Genomic DNA, 1,125 nt, shown 5'->3' on the forward strand with positions numbered 1-1,125 from the left:
ACCGGCCGCAAGGGCTCTCACGCCTCGGGCGTCCAGGCTTCGTAATCGCCGGTCGCACGCGCGCGCTTGCCGCCGCGCTGAAGTGCGCCTGCGGGCAGATAGGCAGCGCCGGTGCCGGTCGCATTGGGGGTGTAGTCCGCCTCCCAGATACGCGACGGGGCGAGATGGCTTTCCGGCAGCTCGTCATAAGAGCCGTGCAGCCAGCCGTGCCATTCGCTCGGCACGCGGCTCGCGTCGTTGATGCCGTTGTAGATCACCCAGCGCCGCTCTCGCTGGCCGTCTTTGGGCCTGGAGCGGTAATACTTGTTGCCCTGCGCGTCGGTGCCGACGTGCTCGCCATTGCGCGAGGACCACAGGAGGGTGCCGATGGTGGCGCCGTCCCACCAGGTGAAGATCTTGCCGAGGAAGCTCATGTCCGCGCGGTTAGCCGATTCTGTCGGCTCCGCCAAGCGTCAACCCCTCACCAATCGACCTTGTCGCCGGCCTTGATGCCCAGCTCTGCCGCACGCCCGCCGTTGAGTTCAAGCACCGCGCCTGCGGCCCCCACCGAGGGAACCGGCGTTTCCGAGTAAGGCACGGCATTGGCGGCGACGTTGAGGATGCGCCGGTCCGGCCCGATGAAGATGATGTCGAGCGGGATCACGGTGTTGCGCATCCAGAAGCTCGATTCGCGCGGATCGTCCTCGCGCGGGAAGATCATGCCTTCATCGGCGCCCATGGCGGTGCGGAACATCAGCCCCCGCGCCTGCTGGGCAGCGCTCGCCGCAACTTCGACGCGGAATTCGTGCCGCTTGCCATCGGCGGTGGTGACAGTGAGCGGAATGACCGTCAGACCCGACTCCGGGTGCACCTGCGGCGCGGCGGTGCTGGCAAAGGCGCTCTCGGTCGCTCCCGGGGGCGAGCAGGCCGCCACCGCCAGCGCGCCAACAGCAGCCACAAGAGCCTTCCCGAGGGTTCGTTCACGCAGTCGCATCGTCGTCGTCATCCAGTTCTTCGGCCCATTCGCGCGCCTGCTCGGGGTTGGTCAGGTCCACCAGCAGGCGGGCGTGGACGAAGGAATGTCCTGCACGCAGCATGGCTGCAAGCTGTTTCTCGCGCCGCGCCGGATCGGGCTCCTCGACGGCG

2 protein-coding genes are annotated in these 1,125 nt (G+C 67.9%); both read right to left on the reverse strand.

Features of this window, described 5'->3' with window-relative positions; translation table 11 throughout:
• Nucleotides 1–17: 17 nt before the first annotated feature.
• The gene (locus D2V17_RS03655) at nt 18–413 is read right to left on the reverse strand and encodes an NADH:ubiquinone oxidoreductase subunit NDUFA12 (protein ID WP_119591781.1); all 396 of its coding nucleotides are present in this window, start codon (nt 411–413) and stop codon (nt 18–20) included.
• Between the two features lie 47 nt (nt 414–460).
• On the reverse strand, nt 461–973 hold the full coding sequence (locus tag D2V17_RS03660) for a DUF192 domain-containing protein (RefSeq protein WP_191229065.1): 513 nt from the start codon (nt 971–973) through the stop codon (nt 461–463).
• Nucleotides 974–1,125: the final 152 nt, after the last annotated feature.

It is taken from the genome of Aurantiacibacter xanthus, from assembly GCF_003584015.1.
Taxonomy (GTDB): domain Bacteria; phylum Pseudomonadota; class Alphaproteobacteria; order Sphingomonadales; family Sphingomonadaceae; genus Alteraurantiacibacter; species Alteraurantiacibacter xanthus.